This is a genomic window from Pseudomonas sp. DSV-1, assembly GCF_035830915.1.
In the GTDB taxonomy this organism is placed as follows: domain Bacteria; phylum Pseudomonadota; class Gammaproteobacteria; order Pseudomonadales; family Pseudomonadaceae; genus Aquipseudomonas.
In genome coordinates, this window is sequence record NZ_JAYMYG010000001.1 from 1,836,950 (window position 1) to 1,855,357 (window position 18,408).

The 18,408-nt window shown below is 58.3% G+C and carries 11 protein-coding genes; 5 read left to right on the forward strand and 6 right to left on the reverse strand.

Annotated elements, in window-relative coordinates:
* Nucleotides 1–30: 30 nt before the first annotated feature.
* Nucleotides 31–1,470 (reverse strand): dihydropyrimidinase, encoded by a 1,440-nt coding sequence (hydA, locus tag VSQ83_RS08725; protein ID WP_326398207.1) that lies wholly within the window; start codon nucleotides 1,468–1,470, stop codon nucleotides 31–33.
* A gap of 619 nt (nucleotides 1,471–2,089) precedes the next feature.
* Between hydA and VSQ83_RS08730 the strand changes: the two genes are divergently transcribed.
* From VSQ83_RS08730 to VSQ83_RS08745, 4 genes are all read left to right on the forward strand, one after another.
* A complete protein-coding gene (locus VSQ83_RS08730) occupies nucleotides 2,090–3,577 on the forward strand; it encodes an NCS1 family nucleobase:cation symporter-1 (protein WP_133078220.1) in 1,488 nt (495 codons plus the stop codon).
* A gap of 35 nt (nucleotides 3,578–3,612) precedes the next feature.
* Nucleotides 3,613–4,872 (forward strand): Zn-dependent hydrolase, encoded by a 1,260-nt coding sequence (locus tag VSQ83_RS08735; protein ID WP_326426054.1) that lies wholly within the window; start codon nucleotides 3,613–3,615, stop codon nucleotides 4,870–4,872.
* Nucleotides 4,873–6,621: 1,749 nt separating this feature from the next.
* A complete protein-coding gene (locus VSQ83_RS08740) occupies nucleotides 6,622–7,548 on the forward strand; it encodes a DMT family transporter (protein ID WP_326426056.1) in 927 nt (308 codons plus the stop codon).
* Nucleotides 7,545–8,795 (forward strand): ATP-grasp domain-containing protein, encoded by a 1,251-nt coding sequence (locus VSQ83_RS08745; RefSeq protein WP_326426058.1) that lies wholly within the window; start codon nucleotides 7,545–7,547, stop codon nucleotides 8,793–8,795. The genes VSQ83_RS08740 and VSQ83_RS08745 overlap by 4 nt, the downstream gene beginning before the upstream one ends.
* 4 nt (nucleotides 8,796–8,799) lie before the next feature.
* Here the strand turns inward: VSQ83_RS08745 and VSQ83_RS08750 are convergent, their stop codons facing one another.
* The 3 genes from VSQ83_RS08750 to VSQ83_RS08760 are packed head-to-tail and all read right to left on the reverse strand — an operon-like array spanning nucleotide 8,800 to nucleotide 14,576.
* Nucleotides 8,800–10,215: an efflux transporter outer membrane subunit gene (locus VSQ83_RS08750; protein WP_326426060.1), complete on the reverse strand. Its 1,416-nt coding sequence runs from the start codon at nucleotides 10,213–10,215 to the stop codon at nucleotides 8,800–8,802.
* Nucleotides 10,199–11,365, reverse strand: a complete 1,167-nt coding sequence (locus VSQ83_RS08755) for an efflux RND transporter periplasmic adaptor subunit (protein WP_326426062.1) — start codon at nucleotides 11,363–11,365, stop codon at nucleotides 10,199–10,201. The genes VSQ83_RS08750 and VSQ83_RS08755 overlap by 17 nt, the downstream gene beginning before the upstream one ends.
* Nucleotides 11,355–14,576: an efflux RND transporter permease subunit gene (locus tag VSQ83_RS08760; RefSeq protein ID WP_326426064.1), complete on the reverse strand. Its 3,222-nt coding sequence runs from the start codon at nucleotides 14,574–14,576 to the stop codon at nucleotides 11,355–11,357. Before VSQ83_RS08760 ends, VSQ83_RS08755 begins: the two co-directional genes overlap by 11 nt.
* A 188-nt stretch (nucleotides 14,577–14,764) precedes the next feature.
* Here VSQ83_RS08760 and VSQ83_RS08765 point away from each other — a divergent pair, with 188 nt between their 5' ends.
* A complete protein-coding gene (locus VSQ83_RS08765) occupies nucleotides 14,765–15,175 on the forward strand; it encodes a PA0061/PA0062 family lipoprotein (protein WP_133078229.1) in 411 nt (136 codons plus the stop codon).
* Between the two features lie 113 nt (nucleotides 15,176–15,288).
* Here the strand turns inward: VSQ83_RS08765 and mapR are convergent, their stop codons facing one another.
* Nucleotides 15,289–16,698 (reverse strand): GntR family transcriptional regulator MpaR, encoded by a 1,410-nt coding sequence (gene mapR, locus VSQ83_RS08770; protein ID WP_326426067.1) that lies wholly within the window; start codon nucleotides 16,696–16,698, stop codon nucleotides 15,289–15,291.
* Nucleotides 16,699–16,846: 148 nt separating this feature from the next.
* A complete protein-coding gene (ccoG, locus tag VSQ83_RS08775; RefSeq protein WP_219261298.1) occupies nucleotides 16,847–18,268 on the reverse strand; it encodes a cytochrome c oxidase accessory protein CcoG in 1,422 nt (473 codons plus the stop codon).
* Nucleotides 18,269–18,408 lie beyond the last annotated feature (140 nt).

Consider the following 18,408-nt stretch of genomic DNA (forward strand, 5'->3'; position numbering starts at 1 on the left):
TCCTGCCTCTGTCGGGCAGTGGTTTGCAATTCAGCGTTTAACGGCCACGGGCTGTTGATGCTCAGCGCGCTTTTTCAGCAAATCGAACACGGCTGGATAGGCCGGGCGTTCGATATAACGGCCTGCACCGCGTTCTGCCCGCAGATCGCCATCGGCCCACACCACACGGCCCTGGCTGATGGTGTGGCTGGGGATGCCACGCACGGTCTTGCCTTCAAAAATATTGAAATCGACTTTTTGATGGTGGGTCTTGGCGCTGATGGTGCGTGTCCCTGTCGGGTCCCATAGCACCAGATCGGCATCGGCGCCGACCCGGATCGTGCCTTTGCGCGGGTACAGATTGAATATTTTGGCAGTGTTGGTAGAGGTCAGTGCGACGAACTCCTGCATCGACAGGCGTCCCGTATTCACGCCCTCATCCCAGAGCACTGCCATGCGGTCTTCGATGCCTGCGGTTCCGTTGGGGATCTTGCTGAAATCGTCGCGCCCGGCGGCTTTTTGCTCGGCACAGAAGCAGCAATGGTCAGTGGCTGTGGTGTGCAGATTGCCCGACTGCAGACCATGCCAGAGCGCCTCCTGATGCCCGCGCGGACGGAAGGGCGGGCTCATCACGTAACCGGCGGCTGTTTGCCAGTCCGGATGTTGATACACGCTGTCATCGAGCAGCAGGTGACCGGCCAGCACTTCGCCATACACCGGCTGCCCCTGACTGCGGGCGTAGGTGATTTCATCCAGTGCTTCACGGGTCGACACATGCACCAGATACAACGGTGTGCCAATGGTCTGGGCGATGCGGATTGCCCGGCTTGCAGCCTCGCCCTCAACCTGGGAAGGGCGTGAAAGCGGATGAGCTTCCGGCCCCGTCATGCCCTGGGCCATGAGCTTGCGTTGCAGGTGGTACACCAGTTCGCCGTTTTCGGCATGCACTGTGGGTACAGCGCCCAGTTCCAGGCAGCGCTCGAAACTCGCCACCAGGGTGTCATCAGCGGCCATGATCGCGTTTTTGTAAGCCATGAAGTGTTTGAAGCTGTTGATGCCATGCTGGCTGACCAACTCGGCCATTTCCTCGCGGACCTGTTCGCTCCACCAGGTGATGGCGACATGAAAACCATAGTCCGACGCCGACTTCTCGGCCCAGCCGCGCCATTGATGAAAAGCCTCCAGCAAGGACTGCTGAGGATTGGGAATGACGAAATCGATAATGGAAGTTGTGCCACCCGCCAAACCGGCGGCCGTACCACTGAAAAAGTCTTCGCTGGCCACGGTGCCCATAAAGGGGAGTTGCATATGAGTGTGCGGATCAATTCCGCCGGGTATTAAATATTGACCGCTGCCATCGAGAACTTCGCAGCCGGGCGGAACATCAAGATCAGTACCAATCGCTCGGACCAGACCGTCCGCACAATAAACATCAGCACAATAACTTTCATCATGGGTCACAAGCGTAGCGCCACGGATTAACAGTGACATACCGAGTTCCTCGCAGGCTGACCGGCTATAACCGGTTCTAAATGTTGTTATTAAAGTTAGCGCACAGGTTGGTTCCTGTCACTGGTGTCAGGAATGAAATCTAGAGGGTTGTTGAAAAATGATCAAACTTTATTTTTGTTAAGTTGTTATTAGTATAAGTAATTGATTTATATATAAATTATTTAAATATCACCAAAATGTGGCACGGCCTCACCATTTTGACGCACTTGACAGGATTCAAATATAGGCGAAGTTTCTTATGCTAAATCAGGCGCTTGAGCCTGTAGGACAGAGGAGGTAACGCAATAAAAATAAATAAGCGTGCACCGTGTTGTTTCGTTTTGCTATATCAAAAAACAGTAAGTGAGCGGTGAACGCTACCAATAGGAATGAGAGTCATTCTGTTCGTTATTTAAAACAGCTTTAAACCAGGGCGTTGCAAGTAGTAACAGCCAGTGTGCGGGGGCGAGGCAAGTAACACGGCACAGTTCTTGATTGTCGCTGCCACAACCGGACGGGCCGATCCATACAGCAGTGTCCAGGCAAGGGAGCCGCTCTGCGTCTAAACGCAGGGCCTCAAAGCGCAACCAAGAGCACCACAACAAGAGAGTGATCGAATATGCAACCGAGCAGATCCCGAGTCACCGAACGTAACGGTTTGTACGAATTGGACGCTGGTCCTGAGGTCCTCGATAGCCCCCGGTACAACCACGATATTGCCCCCACCAAAGTTCACGAACGCACCTGGAACAAATGGCATATCACGGCCTTGTGGGTCGGTATGTCCATTTGTGTACCCACTTACACCTTGGGCGGGGTACTGACCGCCTACTTCGGACTTTCGGTCGGCGAGGCGCTGCTGGCGATTTTGCTGGCCAATATCGTGGTGCTGATCCCGCTGACCCTCAACGCGTTTGCGGGCACCAAGTACGGCATTCCCTTTCCTGTTTTACTGCGGTCTTCCTTCGGCATCATCGGCTCAAACGTCCCCTGCCTGATCCGTGCCCTGGTGGCCTGCGGCTGGTTCGGTATCCAGACGCTGTTTGGCGGCCTGGCGATTCACCTGTTTCTGGGCTCTGTGTTCGAGGGCTGGAAAAGCCTGGGCGGCACCGGAGAAGTCATCGGCTTTATGGTGTTCTGGGCACTGAACCTGTGGGTGGTATTGCGCGGTGCCGAGTCGATCAAATGGCTTGAAACCCTGTCTGCTCCCTTGCTGGTACTGGTCGGCCTGGGCCTGCTGGTGTGGGCATTGCCCAATGTGTCGATGACCGAACTGCTGGCCCAGCCACCCAAGCGTCCCGAAGGCGCCAGCGTGTATGGCTACTTCTTTGCCGGTTTGACCGCGATGGTCGGATTCTGGGCCACCTTGTCCCTGAACATTCCTGACTTCAGCCGCTACGCAAAAAGCCAGAAGGACCAGATACAGGGGCAGATTTTTGGCCTGCCGCTGACCATGTTCCTGTTTGCGGCCCTGGGTGTGGTGATGACCGCCGCGTCGGAAAAACTGGTGGGTGTCACGGTGTCCGATCCGGTCAGCCTGATCGGTCATATTCAAAGCCCGGGCTGGGTGGCGCTGGCGATGGCGCTGATCATCATCGCAACCCTGTCGACCAATACCGCCGCCAACATCGTGTCGCCTACCAATGACTTCCAGAACATAGCGCCCAAGCTGATCAACCGCACCAAGGCGGTGATGCTGACCGGCCTCGTGGGGCTTGCGCTGATGGCCCACGAACTGCTCAAAAAACTGGGTTTGCTAGTGTCGGATGTGAGCCTGGAAACCGTGTACTCCAACTGGCTGCTGGGCTACTCCAGCCTGCTGGGGCCGATTGCCGGGATCATGGTGGTCGACTATTTCATTATCCGTCGGCAAAAACTCGATCTTGCAGGGCTTTACCAGGACGGGGTGTACCCGGCGTGGCACTGGAACGGTTTTATCGCGTTTGGCGTGCCGGTGGTGCTGACCTTGCTGTCGTTGGGTAGCAGCGCCTTCAGCTGGTTCTACGACTTTGGCTGGTTCACCGGGTCATTGCTCGGCGCCGGCATTTATTACGGGCTGCATCGCTTGGGCAGCCAGCAAACAGAGACCGTCAAAGGCACGGTTTAAAAACGACTCTTATAAAACTGCCTGGGGAAAACACCATGAACGCATCGCACGACCTTCAGCAGCAACCCTTGCAATCGATCAACGGCGACCGCCTGTGGGCTTCGCTGATGGAAATGGCACAGCTTGGCGCTACGGTAAAAGGCGGCGTGTGTCGCCTGGCCCTGACTGACCTGGACCGTCAGGCACGTGACCTGTTCGTTCGCTGGTGCGAAGACGCGGGCTGCACCGTCAGCGTGGATGGGGTGGGCAATATTTTTGCCCGCCGCCCCGGCCTCAATCCCGACTTGCCGCCCGTGATGACCGGCAGCCATATCGACACCCAACCCACGGGTGGCAAGTTCGACGGCTGCTTCGGCGTACTTGCCGGGGTAGAAGTGATGCGAACGCTCAACGACCTCAATATCCAGACCCAGGCCCCCTTGGAGGTCGTGGTCTGGACCAACGAAGAAGGCTCGCGTTTTGCGCCGTGCATGATGGGTTCGGGGGTCTTTGCAGAGAAATTCACCCTTGAAGAAACCCTGGCCAAAACCGATACCCAGGGAGTGACCGTCGGCGAAGCCTTGACTGCCATTGGTTATGCGGGCAGCCGCAAAGTCAGCGGTCATCCGGTGGGGGCTTACTTCGAAGCCCATATCGAGCAGGGTCCGATTCTTGAGGACGAGCGCAAAACCATTGGTGTGGTGCTGGGCGCCCTGGGTCAGAAATGGTTCGACCTCAACCTGCGCGGCGTCGAGGCCCACGCCGGGCCGACCCCCATGCACTTGCGTAAAGACGCACTGGTCGGTGCGGCTGCCGTGGTTGCAGCGGTCAATCACGCCGCTCTTGGCCATCAACCCCACGCCTGCGGCACGGTAGGCTGCCTGCAGGCATACCCGGGATCGCGAAACGTGATCCCCGGAGAAGTGCGCATGACCCTGGACTTCAGGCATCTGCTGCCTGAGCGACTGGACTCGATGATTGAACAGGTTCGCGGGGTGATTGAAGCCACGTGCCAGCAACATGGCCTGAGCTTCGAGCTCACCCCTACGGCGGATTTCCCGCCGCTGTACTTCAACCCTGATTGCGTCAACGCCGTGCGTGAGGCGGCCAACGAACTGGGCTTGTCCAACATGGATATTGTCAGTGGGGCAGGGCATGACGCCATATTCCTTGCCGAACTTGGGCCAGCGGGCATGATTTTTGTGCCATGCGAAGGTGGCATCAGCCACAACGAAATCGAAAACGCCGACCCCGGGGATCTGGCAGCGGGGTGCGCGGTCCTGCTCAAAGCCATGTTGGCGGCTTCGAACAAATAGTTTTTTGTAGTCGCTGAGGAGCGTAGCGAGGCTGCGACGGGTTGCGCAGCAACCCTTTTCCTTGACCAAAAGAGAAGGCCCTGCGGCCCTTGTCGCAGCGGCTTGGTTTCGTCGTCAGCTGCTACGGATCGCGAGTAGCACCCACCAGGCCGGTCGGCCGCCTCGCTGCGCAATCTTCGAGGGGCAACCCTTTTTGGGTGCATTTTCGCGTCTGGAACAAGTGCTTCGCCGTAAGGGCGAACCCCGTAGAAAGTCGTGACACATCGAATGGATATGTACTCGGCATAGGTGTGGGGCATCGCAAAACAACTGGCACACGGGGTACATATCCGGCATTCGCGGTTAACTGAAGTGATGGTTTCGCCCTTACGGCGAGTCCCTTTTGTCAAACAGCCACAAAAGGAACCAAAAAGGCCTTGCCCTGGCGTACGGCCCTCGCTGCGCTCAGGTTCCCTCGTTCCGGTCCCGCTCCGTGGGCCCGCCGTGACGGGCCATCCATGGCCCAACACGGCTCTCCCGGCATCCATGCCGGTCGACCCACTACGCAGCACCTCCTCTCGGCCTCCCGAGGGGCGGGTAGATCAAAATCCCGCCGAGGCGGCCGACCGGCCGACCTGTTTGGTGCGCATCTACTGCGCAATCTTGTGTAGTCGCTGAGGAGCGTAGCGAGGCTGCGACGGGTGCGCAGCGCCCCTTCGTCTTGTCCAAAAGAGAAGGCCCTTCGGCCCTTGTCGCAGCGGCTTGGTTTCGTCGTCAGCTGCTACGGATCGCGAGTAGCACCCACCAGGCCGGTCGGCCGCCTCGGTGCGCAATCTTCGAGGGGAAAGCCTTTTTGGATTCATTTTCGCGTCTGGAACAAGTGCTTCGCCGCAAGGGCGAAACCCGGAGAAAGTCGTGACACATCGAATGGATATGTACTCGGCATAGGTGTGGGGCATCGCAAAACAACTGGCACACGGGGTACATATCCGGCATTCGCGGTTAACTGAAATGATGGTTTCGCCCTTACGGCGAGTCCCTTTTGTCAAACAGCCACAAAAGGAACCAAAAAGGCCTTGCCCTGGCGTACGGCCCTCGCTGCGCTCAGGTTCCCTCGTTCCGGTCCCGCTCCGTGGGCCCGCCGTGACGGGCCATCCATGGCCCAACACGGCTCTCCCGGCATCCATGCCGGTCGACCCACTACGCAGCACCTCCTCTCGGTCTCCCGAGGGGCGGGTAGATCAAAATCCCGCCGAGGCGGCCGACCGGCCGACCTGTTTGGTGCGCATCTACTGCGCAATCTTATGTAGTCGCTGAGGAGCGTAGCGAGGCTGCGACGGGTTGCGCAGCAACCCTTCTCCTTGACTAAAAGCGAAGGCCCTGCAGTAGCGATTACAGGTTTGGTGCTGACTGATCCCAACCACCCGGTTGAGGGCAACTGTTTGGGTGTGATGGGCAGTTTCTGTTAGAGACGACTCAGTGATTGGAGGCGATTTATGCCCAGCACTCTATTGATACTTTGATTGCTGATGAATAAGTTTTACGGTTTGTTTCTTGTGTTTAAATTTAAACGAAATGCTCTTGATGAAATTCTATTTGTGGGTGGTGGCTTAAGTGCGTCTTTAAACGAGTGGAGTAATTCTTTGTAGGGGGTTTCTTTATGTTATTGATTGTTGTGTGCGTGTGGTGTTGATTAATTGTTTTTATGTTGGTTGTTGTTTGGGTATATATTAAGTGGTGTGAGTTGGTGCTGGTGTGGTGGTAGTGGTTATGCATCCAATAAAAACAGGTGTGCTGCTCGGGTTGTTATTCTGTTTTATCAGTGCTGCGTTTGATGTGTACGTCGCCTTTGTGACGCAAACTCTCGATACTCTGGTGGTGATTTTATATTGCTTTGTCTCATCCATGCTGGTGTTTCTTGGGTGTAGCCTGTGGCGGGGCAGGCACTCGTTATTAATCAAGTGTCAACAGCATTGGCCATTAATCGTAGTGGCAAACATCTCGGTGCTGTTGAATTGGGGAGGCCTGTTTTATGCATTGCGCTTTCTGGAGCCGGCAGTCGTTGGGGTTGCATCAGTGGCGTGTGGGCCGGCATTAACCTTGATTGTTTCTTCATTTATAAAAGGCATGGGCAGGGCTCGTAGTGTAGAAATAATTATCGCCATCCTTGTATTGTTGTCGGTCGCTATCATGCTTTTCAACTCATTTCTCGGGGAAAGTGGTATTTCATCCATGTCAGTCGAGCAAAGAGTTATCGGTATTATCAGTGTCGTATTGTGTGCATTGGGCACGGTGCTTTATACGATTGTGTCCAAAAAATTATTTAAGCACCATTGGCAGGTTTACGAAATCCTGGCGGTCAGGAACGTGTTGATAGTTGTGGTCTGCAGTCTATTTGTTACGTTAAGTGATGTGTCGTACAGCCTCGCCGTAGAGTGGGTGTTGCCTATGTTGGTGCTGGTCGTTGTCGGTCACCTTTTGCCCATCTATCTGATTCAAAAAACCATCTTTCATCTCAGCGCAATCAATGTGGCGTTTGTGTTGCTGACGTTGCCGGTTTTTACCCTGCTGCTTCAATTTATGGATGCGCGCGTTTCATTTTCGATGCCTAGCATTGCAGCGGTTGGGATTATCGTGACGCTCTTGGCTTCGCTGACGCTGTTCAATCGACAGGCAAACAATCGAGGTCTGAAATGATCAGGGTCGTTGTGGTTGACGGTTTTTCTTCGGGTAAATTGCTGGCCAGAGAACTCCATGCGCAGGGTTGTCTTTTATTCCATATGGCGTCCTGCTCTACCATTGATGATTATTACTATGCAGGTTTTGAGTTTGGTATTTACCACGCGTTCATGACTCACGCGGACAATGGCTCCACACTGTTGGCGATAAAGGATTTTGCCCCCGATTACATTGTCGCGGGGGCTGAAAGCGGGGTGCTGCTGGCCGACCAGTTGAATGAGCAGTTGGGGCTTGAATACACCAATGACTTTTCCAGGAGCCTGGCGCGCAGAAACAAGTTTCAGATGATCCAGTGCATTACCGATGCTGGTTTGCCCGCTCCAGCCCAGTGTGCGGTTGATACATGGAATGCGGGAAGAGACTGGGTTCAGGCTCGGGGCACGTTCCCGGTCGTGATCAAGCCCCTTGAGAGCGCAGGGGCGGACGGGCTTTTTATTTGCTATGACCTCGCCGCTTGCGAACGTGCATTCACCCAACTGCTGGGCACGCGCAACAAGCTCAATATCGAGAACAGCCAAGTATTGTTTCAGGAGTACCTGGCGGGCACCGAGTATGTGATCAATATGGTGTCCCAAGGCGGGCGTCAGTTAATCACTGAGGTGGTGAGGTACACCAAACGGGTGCTGGAGACCGGCAGCATTGTGTATGACATCGACCAACTGCTCGACGCCACGGTAGCGCCCTATGCAGAGCTCGTGGCCTACACCCGCAAGGTAGTGACGAGCCTCGGTATCCTCAATGGGCCCAGTCATGCTGAAGTCATGTACACCTCAGAAGGACCGAAACTGGTTGAAATTGCCGCCCGTACAGACGGGATCCTCAGAACTGGAGTCAGTGCACAAACCACCCGCATGGGGCAGATCAATGCGTTCGCGCTGTCGATCACCCGTCCCCTTGAATTTGAACGGCTGCTGATGTGTGGCACTGACTATGTACGGTTCAAGCACACCTACAATGTCAGCCTGATCAATCGTTCAGAAGGCCTGTTTACCAACGAAGCATTTATGGAAAAGTTGTCCGGACTGGCGTCGTTTTACGAGGTGGTTTTCTACGTCGTTAATGGACAGCACATTGCGAGTACAAAGGATGTGTTCAGCCAGCCGGGTACTGTGTATCTGGTTCATCCCGACCTCAACCAGATCGAGGTGGATTACGCCCGTATTCGCGAAATGGAGCAGGCCGGGATTTATTTGCAGAGCTCATAACGGGTTAATGATCGTTCCAACCACCCCCCAACGCTGTCAACAATCCCACGCTGGCCTGCAACTGCCGGGTGCGAAGCGACTGCACCTGGCGCTGGGCTTGTAGCGCTGCCGTTTGTGCCGTCACCACATCCAGATAACTCACCGCCCCGGCCTCATAGCTGTTGGTGGCAATCACCTGGGTGTGTTCGGCGGCATTTGCTGCGGCTTGCTCGTCGAGGCTTTCCTGTTGCAAGTCGCGCAGTTGGGCAAGGTTGTCTTCGACTTCGCGTACCGCGTGCAGCACTTGCCCCCGGTAGTGGGCCGATGCTTCTTCAAATTCGGCCCTGGCCTGGCGCTCCTGGCCCTCGAGCCTGCCACCGTCAAAAACAGGCAGGCTGATCAGCGGCCCCAAGGCCCAGAAACGGTTACTGGCAGCCAGCAAATTGCCGCTGCCCTGGGTTTGCCCGCCCAGCAGGCCGGTCAAACTGAAGTCCGGATACCAGGCCGCTTTTGCCACGCCGATCGCCGCATTGGCGGCAAACACCCGGCGCTCCGCCGCGGCAATATCAGGGCGGCGTTGCAGCAGGGCACTTGGCAGGGTTCGCGGCTGATCAGGCAGGTTCAGCATCTGCTCTCTGGCCGCCAGCTGGAAGTTGCTGGCGGGTTCGCCCATCAGTTCACCAATAGCGTGTTCGGTCAGGTTGCGCTGGGCACGGATGTCGTCCAGTTGGGCCTCGGCTTCGGCCAGCTGGCTCTGGGCGCGGGTAAGGTCCAGCTCGGAGGCTATTTGCCCCTGATATCGGGTACGGGTCAGTTGCAGGGCCTGGCTGTAATCATCCAGTGAGCTGGACAGGATGCGTCGCTGGGCGTCCAGTCCGTCAAGTTGAACATACAGGCTGGTCAGCTGACGCTGCAGGCTTAAACGGGCGACAGCCAGATCATCCGCCGAGGCTTGTGCCTGGGCATCGCCAGCAACCACCTGATTGCGGATTTTCCCCCACAGGTCGAGGTCGAAATTCAACGCGAATCCTGCAGTGTTGCTGTTATAGACCGACGGTTGAGTCGTGCCGCGCAAGGGGCGGTTGTCCGATTGACGTTGGCGCAGCGGTTGCCCGCTGGCTGTTATTTGCGGGAAGAGTCCGGCGTGTAACTGGCTGGCATAAGCCTGCGCTGCATCGAAGTGGGCCAGCGCCGCTGCCAGGTCAGGGTTGGCCTTGAGCAACTGCTGTTGCAGGCTGTTCAGGTGCTCATCCTGATACACCCGCCACCACTGCGGTGACAGCTGGTCGGCAGGTTGGGCGCTGTGCCACGGGCCGTCACTGCTTTGCTCGCGGTAGTGCGCGGGCACGTCCAGCGTCGGGGTGCTGTAGGTGGGTGCCAGGGAGCAGCCCTGCAACGCCAGGGCCAGCAGCAGGGCCGCGCGCTTAAGCCTTGGTTGCATGGTCGGCTCCTGTTTCGGCCAGTTTGACCCTGTCGCCTTCGCGCAAAGCATCGGGCGGGTTGTCTATGACGGTATCGCCTGCTTCAAGGCCCTGATCGATCACCAGCCGCTCCCCAAGGTCGAGGCCGATATGGATGCTCTGCAAATGCACATGCTGCGCGCTGTCGAGCACGGCGACCTGGGTGCCCTGGGCGCGAAAGATCAGCGCACTGGCCGGAATGCTGACGCCGTGAGTGTCCGGCGGGATGGCCAGGGTGGCTTCGGCGTAGTCCCCGGGCATCAGGGCGTCGCCGGGGTTTTGCGCCACAAACTGCGCCATGAGGGTGCCCGAGCGCGGGTCAATCGAGGTCGAGTTGCCGATCAGGCGGGCGCTGAACATGTGCCCCGGATGCTCCGGCACGCTGAGCTGCACCTGCATGCCGGGGCGGATCACGCTGGCGTAGTTCTGTGGCACCGGCACATAGAGGCGCAGTTGGTGGGTGTCGGCTATGTCAAACAGCTCGGTGTCGCTGTCGGTATCGGCCTTGATCAACTGGCCAATGTCGGTGTGACGCGCGGTGATGGTTCCGGCGAAGGGCGCGCGTATGGTCTTGTAGGCTTCCAGCGTTGAAAGGCGTGCGTAGTCGGCTTCTGCGGCTTGGGCATTGGCGTGGGCCGCGGCGGCGTTGGAGTGTTTTTCGTCGGCCTCCTGGCGCGACACCGAATGACTGGCCAGCAGGTTTTGCCAGCGTGTATCAGTGGTGGCCGCGAGCCTGGCATTGGCTTGCTCCTGCACCATGTGAGCGCGGGTTTGCGCCAGTTGCTGATCAAGGTCGGGGCTGTCGATAACGGCCAGTATCTGACCCTCTTTGACCTTGCTGCCGATATCGGTTTGCCAGCTTTTCAGGTAGCCGTTGACCCGCGCATGAATGGGCGCCTTGCTCCAGGCTTCCAGGTGCGCGGGCAGGCGCAGGGTATCGCCGTGGGCGTTAGGCATGGGCTGAAACACGCTGACAATCGGCAGGGCCGCCGCTTCGGTCCATTGGCTCACCGCGTGTTCATGGCGGCTACGTGCTGCCAGGCCATTGGCGACCAGCAGGGCAGCCAGCGTCAGGCCACCGATGCCCAGGTACATCAAGCGCTTGCGCGAGGGTTTTTGATCAGACGACATGGGGCGTTTCTCCAGCAGCAGGGCTATTTTTTTCACGGCCATGCACCAGGCTGAACACCACGGGCACGAACAGCAGGGTGGCAACGGTGGCCAGCATCAGACCGCCAATAACGGCGCGTCCAAGGGGGGCGTTCTGTTCTTCTGACAAGGCCAGCGGGAGCATGCCGATCATCATCGCCAGTGCGGTCATGCACACCGGTCTGAAGCGCGTGTAGCCCGCTTCGAGTGCCGCCTTGAGGGCGTCGCCATGTTCGGCCAGGCGTTCACGGCAAAAGCTCACCACCAGAATCGAGTTGGCCGTGGCCACACCCATGCACAAGATGGCCCCGGTCAAGGCGGGCACCGATAACGAGGTGCCACTGAGAAAGAGCATCCACACAATCCCGGCCAGGGCGGCGGGCAGGGCGGTGATGATCACGAACGGATCGACCCACGACTGGAAGTTGACCACGATCAGCAAGTAGATCAGTACCACCGCACCCAGCAAGCCCAGGCTCAGGCCACTGAAGGCTTCATGCAGGGCGTCGATCTGCCCGTGCAGGCTGACAATTGCGCCTTTGGGCCGCAGGTCGGACGCGCCATCGATCACCTTTTGCACATCGGCTGCCACCGCGCCCAGATCGCGGCCCTGAATGTTGGCGTACAGGTCCAGCGTCGGCTGGATGTTGTAGTGGGTGACCACGGCCGGGCTCTCGACCCGGCTGATGGTCGCCAACCCGCCGAGGATTTGAGACTGGCCGTTGCTGCCCGTTACCGGCAAGGCTTCAAGGGCGGGCAGGCTGTCCAGGCGATATTGCGGCGTGGCGGCAACCACGCCGTAAGACACGCCGTTCTGCGGGTTGAGCCAGAAGGTCGGAGCTACCTGAGAGCTGCCCGCCAGGGAGGCCACCATACTGTTGGTCACATCACGTTCGGTAATCCCCAGGCCATTGGCCCTCTGGCGATCCACATTGACTTGCAGCGACGGGTAGCCCACCGATTGCTGAATCCGCAGGTCCGCAATCCCCGGCACATGCTGCAAGCGCCGTTGCAGTTCCAGTGCATAGGCGCGGTTGGCCGCGTCATCACGCCCGGAAATTTTCACGTCCAGAGGAGCAGGGGCACCGAAGTTGAGAATCTGGGTGCTGATGTCCGCAGGCATAAACGCAAACTGGCTGCCGGGGAAGCGCTCGGGCAGGGCTTCACGCAAGCGTTTCACGTACTCGGCGGTGGGGCTGTGATCTGCCTTCAGGGCGACTTGAATATCGCCGTCCTGTGGGCCGATAGTGCCGCTGCTGCTGTAGGCCATATCGATGCCACTCAACGGAATCCCGATATTGTCGATGATGGTGTCCAGTTGATCGGCGGGGATGATTTCCCGTATGCGCGATTCGATGCGATCGAAGTCGGCGGCGCTTTCTTCAATCCTGGTCCCCAGCGGCAAGCGCACGTGCAGGGCCAGGGCTCCGGCATCGGTGGCCGGGAAAAAGTCCTGGCCCAGACTCGGCAGCAGCGCAAACGAGACCAGCACGCAGGTCATGAAACCCGCCAGAAAGCGTTTGCGATGGGCCAGTGCCAGCTCCAACACCCCGAAGTAGGCGTCACGAACGGCCGAAAAACGGCGCTCGAACCCGAGCTGGAAATTCAGCAGCGCGCGCACGGGCGCCGAGTGTTGGCGGGTGTGTTGATCGCCTTCGTGATGGTTGATGTAGCCGTCTTCCGGGTGATGCCCGGCACCTTGCTCCGGCACATGTGGCTTGAGCAGAAACATTGCCAGGGTGGGTACCAGGGTTCGCGACAGAATGAACGAGCTGCCCATGGCGAAAATCACCGACAAGGCCATGGGGCGGAACAGGTATCCGGCAATGCCCTGCAACATGAACATCGGCACAAACACGATGCAGATACACAGCAGCGACACGAAGGCCGGGCCGACAATCTGTTTGGCACCGTCGAGAATCGCATCACGCACCGACTTGCCTTGCTCAAGGTGCCAGTTGATGTTTTCGATGGTCACAGTTGCATCGTCCACCAGAATCCCCACCGCCAATGCCAGCCCGCCCAGGGTCATGACGTTCAGGGTTTGGCCGCTGATGGCCAGCAGGGCAATGGCCGACAGCACGGCCAGCGGGATCGACACGGCAATGATCAGGGTGGAGCGCCAACTGCCCAGAAACAGCAAAATCATGGCGCTGGTCAGCAAGGCGGCAATGATCCCTTCCTGGGCCACGCTGCCCACCGATTGTTTGACGAACACCGAGGCGTCGCCCAGCAGTGAGGTCTTGAGGGAGGGCGGCAAGGTTTCATTGATGCGCGGCAGCATCCCGCGAATGCCGTCGACGATGGACAGGGTAGAGATAGTGCCGTTCTTCAACGCTGGCATCAGCACGGCGCGATGACCGTCGACACGCACGATATTGGTTTGCGGCGGCGAGCCGTCACGCACATGGGCCACCTGGCCGATGGTGATCAGCGCGCCATTGACGGTCTTGATGGGCAAGTCATTGAGTTCGTCGATGGCCTTGGGGCTGTTGTTGAGCAGCACCGTGTATTCATAGGTGCCGAGCTTTGCCGTGCCCACGGGAATGATCTGGTTTTGCGCCGCCAGTGCCGTGCCCACGTCCTGTGCCGACAGGCCTTTGGCCGCCAGCGCTTGGGGGTCAAGGTCGAGGGTGATCTGACGCTGCTTGCCGCCCATGGGCGTCGGCATGGCCAGACCGGGCAGGGCGCTGAGTGGCAGGCGAATGTTGTTCTGCACCAGGTCGCGGATTCTGGCTTCCGAGAGTGTCGGGCTGGAGAACGCCAGTTGCAGGATCGGCACCGTGGAGGCGCTGTAATTGAGGATCAGCGGGGGAGTGATGCCCGGCGGCATTTGCTTGAGCACGGTTTGCGACACGGCGGTCACTTGCGCGTTGGCCGTACGGATATCGACACCGGGTTGAAAGAAGATTTTAACGATGCCCATGCCGGGCAATGACTGGGACTCGATATGTTCGATGTCGTTGACGGTGGTACTCAGCGAACGTTCGTAGGTGTAAATCACCCGTCCTGCCATATCGGCCGGTGCCAGGCCGGTGTACTGCCACACCACGGCGACCACCGGAATGCCAATGTCAGGGAACACATCAGTGGGGGTGCGTACAGCCGCCAGCGGCCCGATGATGCAGATGAAAATCGCCAGCACGATAAACGTGTAGGGCTTGTGCAGTGCGGTCTTTACCAGCCCGAGCATGCCTGAACCTCCGGGGAGTGGAATTGCAAACCTCGGCAGTCTCACCGCCCACACCTAACGATCAGCTTTCAGCAACGTGAAGGATCCTTTAGGAATGGTCTGAAAATCCCTTCATTTTCATTCATTTGGCGCGGTGCACGGTGCGCTTCAAGCTTGAGGCCTACTCATTGTTTCGAGGCGTACCTGCGATGAACCTGAAACCGCTGTTGTTGATTCCATCTCTGAGCCTGGTGCTGTTGTTGTCAGCCTGCGCGGGGCCCATGCCCAAACAAGACCCGGGCGAAGCCTGGATCGGCCTGAAAGAAGAGGGCAACAGTGACCTGATGGCCGAGCGCGTAGACGGTAAAAACATCAACGATGGACGCTATTTTGAAGTCACCCCCGGCGCCCACCGCCTGGACGTGACGTTGTACGAAGGCGCCACGGGCGATGAGAATCAGGTGGATTGCCAGGGCAAGGTCAATTACACCGGGTTCAGGGCCGGTGAGCGTTACGAGCTGATCGAGTCAAGCCTTGGGCCTGAAGTCAGCGCACGGCTGGTGGACGGGCATGGCAAGGAAGTGGCGCACACGGCTGATTTCACCTGTATGCCGGGGTAGGTGCCTCTATACCCTTGTGGGAGCGGGCTTGCTCGCGATGCAGGCAATGAGGTCTGTCTGATACGCCCTTGCGAACCTGTCGCGAGCAAGCCCGCTCCCACAAGGGCTGTTGTCTAGAACGAACGCACGATCTTGCCCAGGGTTTCCATGGCCTTTTCGCTGGCTTCATCCCAGGGGCTACCGTAGTTCAGGCGGATGCAGTTGCGAAAACGCTGGGTGGCCGAGAAGATCGGCCCCGGCGCGATGCTGATGCCCTGGGCAAGGGCCATCTGGAACAACTTGAGCGAGTCCATTTGCTCGGGCAGCTCGAGCCACAGAAAGTAGCCGCCCGAAGGCTGGCTGACACGGGTCTGGGCCGGGAAGTAACGGGCAATCGCCGCCAGCATCGCGCTCTGTTGTTCTTCCAGGGCATAGCGCAGTTTGCGCAGATGACGGTCGTAGCCGCCGTGCTGCAAGTAATCCGCAATGGCAGCCTGGGCGGGCATCGAGGCGCACAGCGAGGTCATCAGCTTTAGCCGTTCGATTTTCTGCGCGTATCGACCCGCAGCCACCCAGCCGATGCGGTAGCCCGGCGCCAGGCTTTTGGCAAACGAGCCGCAATGCATCACCAGGCCTTCAGTATCAAACGCTTTGGCCGGTTTGGGAGCATGCTGGCCGTAATACAGTTCGGCGTACACATCGTCCTCAATCAACGGCACCTGATGGCTGCGCAGCAACTCGACCAGGGCCTGCTTCTTGGCCTCGGGCATGGTCGCGCCAATCGGGTTCTGGAAACTGGTCATGCACCACACGGCCTTGATCGGGTGGTGTTCAAGGGTGTGTGCCAGCACGCCGAGATCGATGCCATCACGCGGATGCACCGGAATCTCCACCGCCTTGAGCTTGAGCCGCTCAAGGACTTGCAGGCAGGCATAGAACGCCGGGGCTTCAATGGCCACCAGATCACCGGGCTCGGTGACGGCTTGCAGGCACAGGTTCAGGGCCTCCAGCGCACCATTGGTGATCAGCAGTTCTTCCATGGGCAGCATCAACCCGCCGACCATGTAGCGCAGGGCGATTTGCCGGCGCAGTTGCGGGTTGCCGGGTGACATGTCGGTCACCACCATGCGTGGGTCCATCTCGCGGCTGGCGGTGGCCATCGAACGGGCAAGCCGCTGCAGCGGAAACAGCATGGGGCTTGGGAAGGCCGAGCCGAAGGGCACGGTGTGGGGGTCTTTGATCGAGTCCAGCACCGAGAACACCAGGGCGCTGACATCCACCTGGGTGGACTCGGTGATATGGCTGCTGAACACCGGCTCGCAAAACGGACTCGGTGCATGGGTGTTGACGAAGTAGCCAGAGCGCGGCTTGGCCCGAATCAGGCCACGGCGCTCCAGCAGGTAATAGGCTTGAAACACGGTCGAAGGACTGACGCCATAGGTCTGGCTGGCATAGCGCACCGACGGCACGCGCTGACCGGGGCCGAGCACCCCTGAGCGGATCAGTTCGGCAATATCGTCGGCGAATTTTTCGTAGCGTTTCATGGGATAAGGCTCGGTCCGGCGTGAGTTTCAAACATCACGAATCTGTGGGAGCAGGCGTGGCGTGTGAAGCGGGTTTGCTCGCGAGACAGGCGGCGCGGTGTCTCGGCGACAGCGCAGCCATCTTATCGCGAGCAAGCCCGCTCACACACTAACGATTAAGCGGTGCAACAAAACGGCTTTTGGCCACGCTGCGCACGTCTGGCTGATCGGTGTCGGTCACCACAAACTCGAGGGTCTGTGAACTGCTCTTCGGGCGATCGGCCAGCAAGGCAACAGACACCGGCACATCGACGATCTCACCCGGGGCCAGGCTCAGTTCGGTTTTACCCTGCAACTGGAAGTCCTCGCTGTTTTGCAACGACACTCGGTACTGCTGCGGCTCCTGAGTCTTGTTGATGATTTTAAGGCTGTAGATGTTCTCGATCTGGCCCTGGCTGTTCTCGCGGAACAGGCCCCGGTCCTTGATCACATCCAGGGACACCATCGTGCGCTGGTTCAGGGCCACCACCAGCGCCCCGATCATCACCACCAGCACCACGGCGTAGCCGATCAGGCGTGGGCGCGCCAGGTGGGTCTTGCCGCCTTGCAGTTCGTGCTCGGAGGTATAGCGCACCAGGCCCGGGGCATAGCCCATTTTCTCCATCACCGAGTCGCAGGCATCGATACAGGCTGCGCAACCGATGCATTCCATCTGCAAGCCATCGCGGATATCAATCCCTGTCGGGCACACCTGCACGCACATATAGCAGTCGATGCAATCGCCCAGGCCTTCTTGCTTGGGTGCAACCCCGCGTTTGCGCGGACCACGGTTTTCGCCACGGGCCACGTCATAGGAAATGGCCAGGGTGTCTTTATCGAACATGACGCTCTGGAAGCGGGCATACGGGCACATATGCATGCACACCGCTTCACGCAGCCAGCCGGCGCTGATGTACGTGGCACCAGTGAAAAACAGCATCCAGAACAGGCTGATGCCGGCGATTTCCAGGGTCAGCAGTTCAGTGGCCAACGGCCGGACCGGCGTGAAGTAACCGACAAATGTCAGCGCGGTCATTACGCTGATGGCCAGCCACAGCGTGTGCTTGGCGGTACGGCGCAGGATCTTGTTCAGGCGCCAGGGGGCTGCTTGCAGTTTTATGCGCTGGTTTCTGTCACCTTCAGTGATCTTTTCGCACCACATAAACAGCCAGGTCCAGCTGCTTTGCGGACAGGTGTAACCACACCACACCCGCCCGGCAAAGACCGTGATCGCAAACAGCCCGAAGGCGGCAATGATCAGCAATGCCGACAGCAGGATGAAGTCCTGCGGCCAGAACGTTGCGCCGAAAATATGAAACTTGCTCTCAGACAAATCCCACAGGACTGCCTGCCGGCCATCCCAGTTCAGCCAGACCGTGCCAAAGAACAGCAAAAACAAAAAGCCTGTCCCCACTATTCGCAGTGTGCGAAACAGGCCAGTGAAGCTGCGGGTGTGGATCATGTTGTCGCTGGACTTGTTTTTATTTTTTGTGGCTCTGGGTCTAGAAGCCTCAAATGACTCAAGTATCTGGACGGGAATTTGTTCGCTCATGGTCTTTCGCTCATCAGCCTCCATCAGGCATGAGCACTATGCCCAGCGAACTGTTTGCATAACAGACTCAGTTATTTGAATAAAAACCGGATCAGATGGTGTTTTGAGACGGCCTGCGACAATGTGCTGCACCCTGGCCA

Bases quoted from the DNA above. Each gene is read 5' to 3' on its own strand.
- hydA (WP_326398207.1), bottom strand. From the start codon at position 1,470: ATGTCACTGTTAATCCGTGGCGCTACGCTTGTGACCCATGATGAAAGT.
- VSQ83_RS08730 (WP_133078220.1), top strand. From the start codon at position 2,090: ATGCAACCGAGCAGATCCCGAGTCACCGAACGTAACGGTTTGTACGAA.
- VSQ83_RS08735 (WP_326426054.1), top strand. From the start codon at position 3,613: ATGAACGCATCGCACGACCTTCAGCAGCAACCCTTGCAATCGATCAAC.
- VSQ83_RS08740 (WP_326426056.1), top strand. From the start codon at position 6,622: ATGCATCCAATAAAAACAGGTGTGCTGCTCGGGTTGTTATTCTGTTTT.
- VSQ83_RS08745 (WP_326426058.1), top strand. From the start codon at position 7,545: ATGATCAGGGTCGTTGTGGTTGACGGTTTTTCTTCGGGTAAATTGCTG.
- VSQ83_RS08750 (WP_326426060.1), bottom strand. From the start codon at position 10,215: ATGCAACCAAGGCTTAAGCGCGCGGCCCTGCTGCTGGCCCTGGCGTTG.
- VSQ83_RS08755 (WP_326426062.1), bottom strand. From the start codon at position 11,365: ATGTCGTCTGATCAAAAACCCTCGCGCAAGCGCTTGATGTACCTGGGC.
- VSQ83_RS08760 (WP_326426064.1), bottom strand. From the start codon at position 14,576: ATGCTCGGGCTGGTAAAGACCGCACTGCACAAGCCCTACACGTTTATC.
- VSQ83_RS08765 (WP_133078229.1), top strand. From the start codon at position 14,765: ATGAACCTGAAACCGCTGTTGTTGATTCCATCTCTGAGCCTGGTGCTG.
- mapR (WP_326426067.1), bottom strand. From the start codon at position 16,698: ATGAAACGCTACGAAAAATTCGCCGACGATATTGCCGAACTGATCCGC.
- ccoG (WP_219261298.1), bottom strand. From the start codon at position 18,268: ATGAGCGAACAAATTCCCGTCCAGATACTTGAGTCATTTGAGGCTTCT.